This is a genomic window from Thiohalorhabdus sp. (assembly GCF_036628635.1).
GTDB lineage: Bacteria > Pseudomonadota > Gammaproteobacteria > Thiohalorhabdales > Thiohalorhabdaceae > Thiohalorhabdus.
This window is the reverse complement of record NZ_JAZKRM010000072.1, coordinates 1-7,014: the sequence shown is the minus strand read 5'-3', so window position 1 is coordinate 7,014 and position 7,014 is coordinate 1. Positions and strand designations below refer to the sequence as shown.

5 protein-coding genes are annotated in these 7,014 nt (G+C 66.8%); all 5 read right to left on the bottom strand.

Annotation, left to right across the window (positions count from 1 at the left end; translation table 11 throughout):
• Positions 1-518: 518 nt before the first annotated feature.
• From wecB to V5A19_RS13190, 5 genes are read right to left on the bottom strand one after another with little or no spacing between them, the layout of a single operon-like run.
• Positions 519-1,685 (bottom strand): non-hydrolyzing UDP-N-acetylglucosamine 2-epimerase, encoded by a 1,167-nt coding sequence (wecB, locus tag V5A19_RS13210; RefSeq protein ID WP_332327908.1) that lies wholly within the window; start codon positions 1,683-1,685, stop codon positions 519-521.
• Positions 1,686-2,669, bottom strand: a complete 984-nt coding sequence (locus tag V5A19_RS13205; protein ID WP_332327907.1) for an XrtA/PEP-CTERM system-associated ATPase — start codon at positions 2,667-2,669, stop codon at positions 1,686-1,688.
• Between the two features lie 36 nt (positions 2,670-2,705).
• Positions 2,706-4,217: a TIGR03016 family PEP-CTERM system-associated outer membrane protein gene (locus V5A19_RS13200; protein ID WP_332327906.1), complete on the bottom strand. Its 1,512-nt coding sequence runs from the start codon at positions 4,215-4,217 to the stop codon at positions 2,706-2,708.
• A complete protein-coding gene (locus V5A19_RS13195) occupies positions 4,217-5,125 on the bottom strand; it encodes a hypothetical protein (RefSeq protein WP_332319868.1) in 909 nt (302 codons plus the stop codon). The genes V5A19_RS13200 and V5A19_RS13195 overlap by 1 nt, the downstream gene beginning before the upstream one ends.
• On the bottom strand, positions 5,122-6,747 hold the full coding sequence (locus V5A19_RS13190) for an XrtA system polysaccharide chain length determinant (RefSeq protein ID WP_332319867.1): 1,626 nt from the start codon (positions 6,745-6,747) through the stop codon (positions 5,122-5,124). Before V5A19_RS13190 ends, V5A19_RS13195 begins: the two co-directional genes overlap by 4 nt.
• Between the last annotated feature and the right edge of the window lie 267 nt (positions 6,748-7,014).

Sequence of the window (7,014 nt, the reverse complement as noted above, 5' to 3'; positions counted from 1 at the left end):
CATCGGGCGAGGCGTTCGGGGCGGGAGCCACGGTCCGGCGGACGGCTCGCCCGGCGCAGCCGGGCTCCTACGAACACCACCACCCGGGACCCCGCCCCCGTAGGAGCCCGATTCATCGGGCGAGGCGTTCGGAGCGGGAGCCACGGTCCGGCGGACGGCTCGCCCGGCATAGCCGGGCTCCTACAAAAACGGCACCAACGGCAATCCGGCCCCCGTAGGAGCCCGATTCATCGGGCGAGGCGTTCGGGGCGGGAGCCACGGTCCGGCGGACGGCTCGCCCGGCACAGCCGGGCTCCTACCAACACCGCCACCCGAAACCCCGCCCCCGTAGGAGCCCGATTCATCGGGCGATCCGTCGGGGGGAGTGCCTCGGTCCGGCGGACGGCTCGCCCGGCGCAGCCGGGCTCCTACCAACACCACCACCCGGGACCCCGCCCCCGTAGGAGCCCGATTCATCGGGGGAGCCGTCGGTTCCGGCGCCCTGGCCCGTCAACGCCTCGCCCGGCGGAGCCGGGCTCCTACCACGGCGTCAGAGGCGCCCAATCCGCCAGGACATCGGCGATGCGCTCGCCCGCTCGGCCGTCCCAAAGCTCGGGCACCCGCCCGCCCTTGCCGCCGGTGGCGAGGACATCGTCAACGGTTTCCAGGATCCGCCGACGGTCGGTACCGGTCAGGGTATTGGTGCCCTGCTCCAGGGTCACCGGGCGCTCGGTATTCTCGCGCAGCGTTATGCAGGGTATGCCCAGGGCAGTGGTCTCCTCCTGCATGCCGCCGGAATCGGTCAGAACCAGCCGAGACCCCGCCATGAGACCCAGCATCTCCAGATAGCCCACCGGCGGCAGAACCATCACCGGATGGCGCCGTCCCCGCGGCCAGCCGACGGCCTCCAGAGCGCCCCGGGTGCGGGGATGGACCGGGAATACCAGGGGGAGGCGCTCGCTCACCTGCTCCAGGGTCTCCACCAACTCCCTTAGCACCTCGGGATCATCGACATTGGATGGCCGATGCAGGGTGACCAGGGCGAATCCCTCCGTCGGAATCTCCGTAGCCTCGGGAGGAAGGTAGCGTTCCAGGGTCTCGCCGGCCGCCACGGCGGTGTCCCGATGGTGAAGCAGGGAGTCGATCATGACGTTGCCGACGAAGTGGATCCCGTCGGGATCGATGCCTTCCCGCAGGAGGTGGTCCCGGGCGCCGGTCTCCGTGGTGAAGTGCAGGGTCGCCAGCTGATCCGTCAGAACCCGGTTGATCTCCTCCGGCATAGCGCGATCACCGCTGCGCAGACCCGCTTCCACGTGAGTGACGGCGACGCCCTTCTTGGCGGCCACCAGCGAGCAGGCCAGGGTGGAGTTGACGTCGCCCACCACCAGGACGGCCTCCGGCGCCACGGCGTCCACCACCTCTTCGAAGCGCGTCATGATCTCACCCGTCTGGGCGGCGTGACTGGCCGAGCCCACCTCCAGGTCGATGTCCGGCTGCGGCAGGCCCAGCTGGTGGAAGAAGGCCTCCTGCATGTCCGGGCCATAGTGCTGACCGGTATGCACCAGCGACACCGGGAACGGGGGGTCGGCCACCGCCAGGGCCCGCAGGATAGGAGCGACCTTCATGAAATTGGGGCGGGCACCCACCACGCAGACCAGCCCGCCCGCCGGGAGCCGCTCCAAGCGGGCACTGCCGTTGGCACCCATCTAGCCTTCCCCACCGGTTTCCGGATTATCGGCAAAGGCCCGATCGAGCCCGTCCCGTGTCTGACGCAGCGCTTCTTCGAGGAAGCGGACCCGCTCCTCCAGCCGGCTCACCCGGTCGTCACCGCCTCTGCCCTCGTCCCTGCCGCTTTGCGCCTGGCCTGGGGAGCCGGGCAGATCTTCTGCGATTTCCTCGGCAACGCTGTCCACGGTCTGCTCCTGGATCTGATGGACGCCCTCCAGAAAGGCGAACAGCAGCAGGCGGTCGCAGAAGGTGTTTATCCGGCGTGGAACCCCCTGGGTGTAATCCTGGATGCTGTGAAACACCTCCGGCTCGATCGCCGGATCACCCTTCCAGCCCGCCTGGGACAGGCGGTGCTCGATGTAGTCCCGGGTCTCCTGCTCGCTGAAGGGCTCCAGGTGGCAGGAGGCCACCACGCGCTGGCGCACCTGTTCCATGCTGGGGCGCTGCAGGGCGTCCCGGAACTCGGCCTGGCCGAGCAGCAGGCTCTGGATGAGCGGGCGCTGGTTCTCCTGGAAATTGGAGAGCATGCGCAGGGCCTCCAGGCCGCTGAAGGGCAGGTTCTGGACCTCGTCCAGCAGAAGGATGACGCGCTTTTTGGCCCGAAACTGCTGGCGCAGGAACTCCTCGAGGGCGGCAACCAGGGTTGCCTGGGAACGGTCGGCGGGATTCAGGCCGAAGGCATCGGTGATGAGCTCCAGCAGGTCGTCCCCCTCGAACTGGCTCATCACCAGGTGGGCGGTGACCACATTCCGGTAGCGCCGAAGCTCGTTGAACAGGGTCTGGGCCAGGGTGGTCTTGCCGGTCCCCACACCTCCGGTTACCACCACGAACCCCTCCCCCTGCTGAATGCCGTAGCGAAGGTAGTCCAGGGCCCGGGAGTGGCCCTTGCTGTTGAAATAGAAACGGGTATCCGGAGTGAGCTTGAAGGGTTTGCCCTTCAGCCCGTAGAAGCGCTCGTACATCGCTGGGTGGGCCCTCCTTTGGGCGCTGGGTCGAGGCTAGAAGGTCTTGTCCAGCGCCAAGGTCACTTCGTTTAGCGTGTAGTCCCGGCCCGCGCCGCCGTCGGACTGGCGGTTCTCGTGGCGATAGCGCGCGGAAAGCTCGAGGGTGGAGCTGACCCGTCGGGTGGCGCTGGCCCGGGCGCTCCAGCGGGTTTCCTCGCCGCTGGTCCCGGTGAAATCGCGGCGCTGCCAACGCCCGCCGGCGGAGACATTGGTGCGCGTAGCGGCCTGCCATCCCAGGTTGAGGCCGCCACCGTAGGAGTCTTCGGTCCGGTCCCTGATCTGGAAGGTCCGCTGCTCGCTGAAGCCCGACAAGGTCAAGCGGGTCTTGGCGGTATGAGCGGTTACGCTTCCCCTGGCCCGCTTCTGCAGGGAAACCTCGTTGACCACGGTGGCTACGGGCACCGTCACCGTCAGGGGATCGCCCCCGGGATCCAGGATGATGTTGCCGCCGGGTCCGCGCACCAACGCCTGCGAGCGTTGGACCTGGAGATCGGTCTGGGTTACCAGGCTTTCGCTGTAAGAGAGGTCCCAGTCCAGGTGCGGGCCTTCTTGACGCCGGAAGGTCGCGCTCCAGGTCTCGCCGAAGAAGCGCTCGCCGTAGGAGGCCTCCAGCGACGTCTGGCGCGTCGGCTGCCAGCGCAAGCCGGCGTTCCAGAACGAGCCATCGACCGGGTCACCTTGGCGAGCGCGCCGGAACTGGTTGTCCTCGTAGCCCCCGGAGGCGAAGACCTGGAGTTTGGCGCCCACGCGCCAGTTCAGCTCGCCGGTAACGCGCTCCAGAACCTGGTCCCTGGACGTCGCGGCAGTGGTCTGACCCACCGTCTCCTCCTGGCGGTTGTAGGCCAGGCTCCAGCCAACCGGATCGAAGCGGGCGCCGCTGGCCAGGGAGGCCGAGACCGTCTGCTGCGTCCGATCATTGAAGCGATTACCGTAGAGGACCCGCTCCGCCCGATAGCGGGCTCGCGCCCGGGCGAAGCTGCCCAAGGCATACTGCAGGCGCGGCCCGCCACCGAAGGTGGTGACGTCGGCCCGGTTAGCGGGGATCACCCGGTTGTTGCTGCTGCCGCCGGCCTGGGAGTCCAGGATCTGCTGACGGCGCTGGGCATCGGCCTCCAGAAACAGGGTCCGGCGGACCAGCTCCAGCGAGCCATCGGCTCCGAGCTGATGGTTGATGGTGTTGCGATCCGAGTCCCGCGCGAAGACCAGGCTCTGCATCCCGTACTGGAGGTCCAGCTGGGCCCGCCGCCCTTCCCCGGCGATGCCCAATCCGGGATTGATCTCGGTTATGTAGTCCGTTTCACCACCGTCGGATTCGAGCTCGACGTTATCGACAAAGGTCTCGGCCACGCGCAGGCGAGGCGTAATCTCCCAATCGCCCCCCCATACCGGGGATGGCCCCATTGTCGCCAGCCCCGTGGCAACCACGGCTGCGGCCAGCGGGGAGAGGATACGCCTGCGCGGGGGATTCCCGGCCAAGTGGCCAAGGCAGGGGCCCGACGGCGCCATCAGTATTTTCCGTAGTAGTAACCGGAGCCGTAGCCCTGCGGGCTCTTGTTGAGCAGGAAACCGGTTCGCGCAGCGGAGTGCTCGAGAAGGTTGCAGCTCTCCTTGACCTGGCCCTCAGAGGTGCGACCCGCCTCCACCACGACCAGCACCTGGCCCATGTGCGTGGCCAGTGTGGCGGCCTGGGAGTCCCCTAGCAGGGGAGTGGAGTCGAAGATGATCACCCGGTCCGGGTAGCGCGCCGCCAATTCCTCTGTCAATGCCTTCATGTGCCCGCTGGCTATGAGCTCCGTGGACCGCGGGTGAGCCGTCCCTGCTGGCAGGATGCGGAAATGGGGAACATTGGTGTTGACAATGGCTTCGCTCAGGCCTCCCCCATCGGACTCCAGGACATCCGTCAGGCCTGGCCGGTTGGCTAGACACGCCAGGCGGGTCAGCTGGCGCCGGGTCAGGTCACCGTCGATCAACAAGACCGTATAGTCCAGCTCCATGGCGATGCTCATGCCCAGATTGAAGACCGAAAAGGTCTTGCCCTCGCCGTCTTGGGAGCTGGTGACCTGGATCAGGTTGCCCGGGGGAGTGCCCTGGACCGCATAGGTGAAGGCATGGGCAAGCACCGGCCGCTTGGCCATGCGATACTCTTCCTGAAGGCGGCGGTCGGGCTCGTTGGGGTCAAGAAAGCCCTGCTGGGCGAGCAGCGGCATATCGAGCTCGACGTGGCCGCCGCCGTCGTAGTCGGTATCCCGGGGCGGTCGGGAATCCCCGCTCGGCGCGGGCGTTTCCTCGGGGGAAGCGGCCACTTCCCGGGCTGTTTCCGGGGGCTCGGCGCCTTCCTGAACGGGAGCCTCGCGGGACGTTGCCTCACCATCTTGGCCGCGGCGCGCCTTCATGGCGCGTTCGATACTGCTCATGACAATCCCCCTGCGCTGAGAATCCCTTGGATCAGGGAACGCGCCGTTTCGAGAATGGCACCGCGCTGGGGCAGCAGGAGCAAGACCGCCAGGAAGGCGGCGACCAGGAACAGGCCCCCGACTCCATAGGCCATCAGCTCCAGCAACCGCTTGCGCCGGTGACCCGGCGTCCGCATCCGGTGAATGGCCCCCAGAACGGGGATGCCGGTGGCCTCGTAGAGGCTGGATCGGGTGAAGAAGGTCGGCCACAGCAAGGAGAAGAAAACGCCCAGGGCGCCGCCGCCCGCGATGGAGGCCCCGAAGCCGGCAGTCACCAGCAGCGAGCGGTCGGGAGCCACGGGGTCGGACGGAACCCTGGGGGGATCCACCACCTTGAACTTCACCTGCTTGCCGCTGGACTCCACCTCCCCGGATATCTCCGCGCTCTGGCGCCGTGCGAGGAGCTTCTGGTAGGTCTGGCGGGTCGCTTCGTAGTCCCGATTGAGCTGCTTGAGCTTGGTCTCCACCTTGGGGATGGTGTCCACCTTGCTCTGAAGCCCTTTCACCTGCTTGCGGTACTGCCGGACCCTAGATTTGGCCGCCGAGACATCCGCGCGGGCCTGCGCCAGTGAGGCCTTGATCTCCTGGTAGACCGGATTCTGGTCCACACTGGCCGATTGCTGCGCGGATGGCTCGGCCTGTTGCGCCAGCTCCTGGCGCTTTTCTTCCCGCCGTGCCTTGAGGCGGTTGAGGGTATCCCGCAAGGAGACCACCTGAGGATGCTTGTCGGTATAGCTCAACAGCAGCTGGTCCAGACGCTGACGGAGCTTGTCGATGCGCTGGTCTAGCTGGGGCGTCTGGACGCCAGGACCCTGCCCGCCGGAAGCCGCCGGACCCATGATGCCGAATACCGGCTGCTCTCCTTCAAGCTGCTTTTCCAGCTCGCTCATGCGCTGCCGGGCCGTCTCGAGCTTGAACCGGGCGTCTTCGAGCTGGGCCTTTTTGCTCTGGAGCCGGTTGTAGTAGCCCCCTTGCTCCCCAGGCATCTCCCCCGCGTGCTTGCGCTTGAAGGCCATGAGGCGCTCTTCGGCGCGTTCCAGACGGGCTTCGTATTCCTTGATCTTGCGCTCAAGGAACTCCTGGGCGCTTTCGGTATCCTGTCGGCTCTTGCCCAGGCTCTGCTCCACGAACAGGGTCACCACGGCCTGCACTACGCTCTTGGCCTGCTGGGGATCCGTGTCGGTGTAGGAGACCCTGTAGAGGTTCGTGCGCCCGGACCCTTCCAGCTGGATCCGCCGCTCAAGGCTGTCAAGCAGATTTTCCATCTGCTCCGGGTTTTCGGCCTGGAGGTCGAGGTCGGTGGCACGGGCGATCTTTTCCAGATTGGGGCGCGCCAGCAAGGTACGGGTCATGAGCTGCACTTCGCGCTGGGTATCGGAGTCCACCGCCAGCCCGCGCAGCAAGGGCTTTAGCATGGACTCCGTATCCACGTGGATACGCGCTGAAGCCCGGTATTGATCGGGAATCTGATAGACATAGGCCCAGGCTCCCAGGGCCAATAGCCAGGCGAAGCCCATAGCCGCCCAACGGTAGCGCCAGAAGCCGCGCAAATAGCTCAGAACCTGTTGGATTACCTCCTGCATTCGACGGCTACCTCGCGATGGGGCGTCGCCCGCCCCGCTTTCGTTTACTCATCGGGCTTGGCTTACAGCCCTATTGCCAACTGGTGACCTGCACGCTAGCGCCTCACTGCCCCGCCACCCGTCTTTTTAGGAGCCCGGGTAGGCCGGGCGAGCCGCTGGCCGCACCGGGGCCCCATTTCCGAGCGGCTCGCCCAATGAATTGGGCTCCTACAGGTGCCGAATTCGCCATAATCGCCGTTCGTAGGAGCCCGGCTCCGCCGGGCGAGC

Coding starts and splice junctions, on each gene's coding strand:
- wecB (WP_332327908.1), bottom strand. CDS start 1,685: ATGGGTGCCAACGGCAGTGCCCGCTTGGAGCGGCTCCCGGCGGGCGGG.
- V5A19_RS13205 (WP_332327907.1), bottom strand. CDS start 2,669: ATGTACGAGCGCTTCTACGGGCTGAAGGGCAAACCCTTCAAGCTCACT.
- V5A19_RS13200 (WP_332327906.1), bottom strand. CDS start 4,217: ATGGCGCCGTCGGGCCCCTGCCTTGGCCACTTGGCCGGGAATCCCCCG.
- V5A19_RS13195 (WP_332319868.1), bottom strand. CDS start 5,125: ATGAGCAGTATCGAACGCGCCATGAAGGCGCGCCGCGGCCAAGATGGT.
- V5A19_RS13190 (WP_332319867.1), bottom strand. CDS start 6,747: ATGCAGGAGGTAATCCAACAGGTTCTGAGCTATTTGCGCGGCTTCTGG.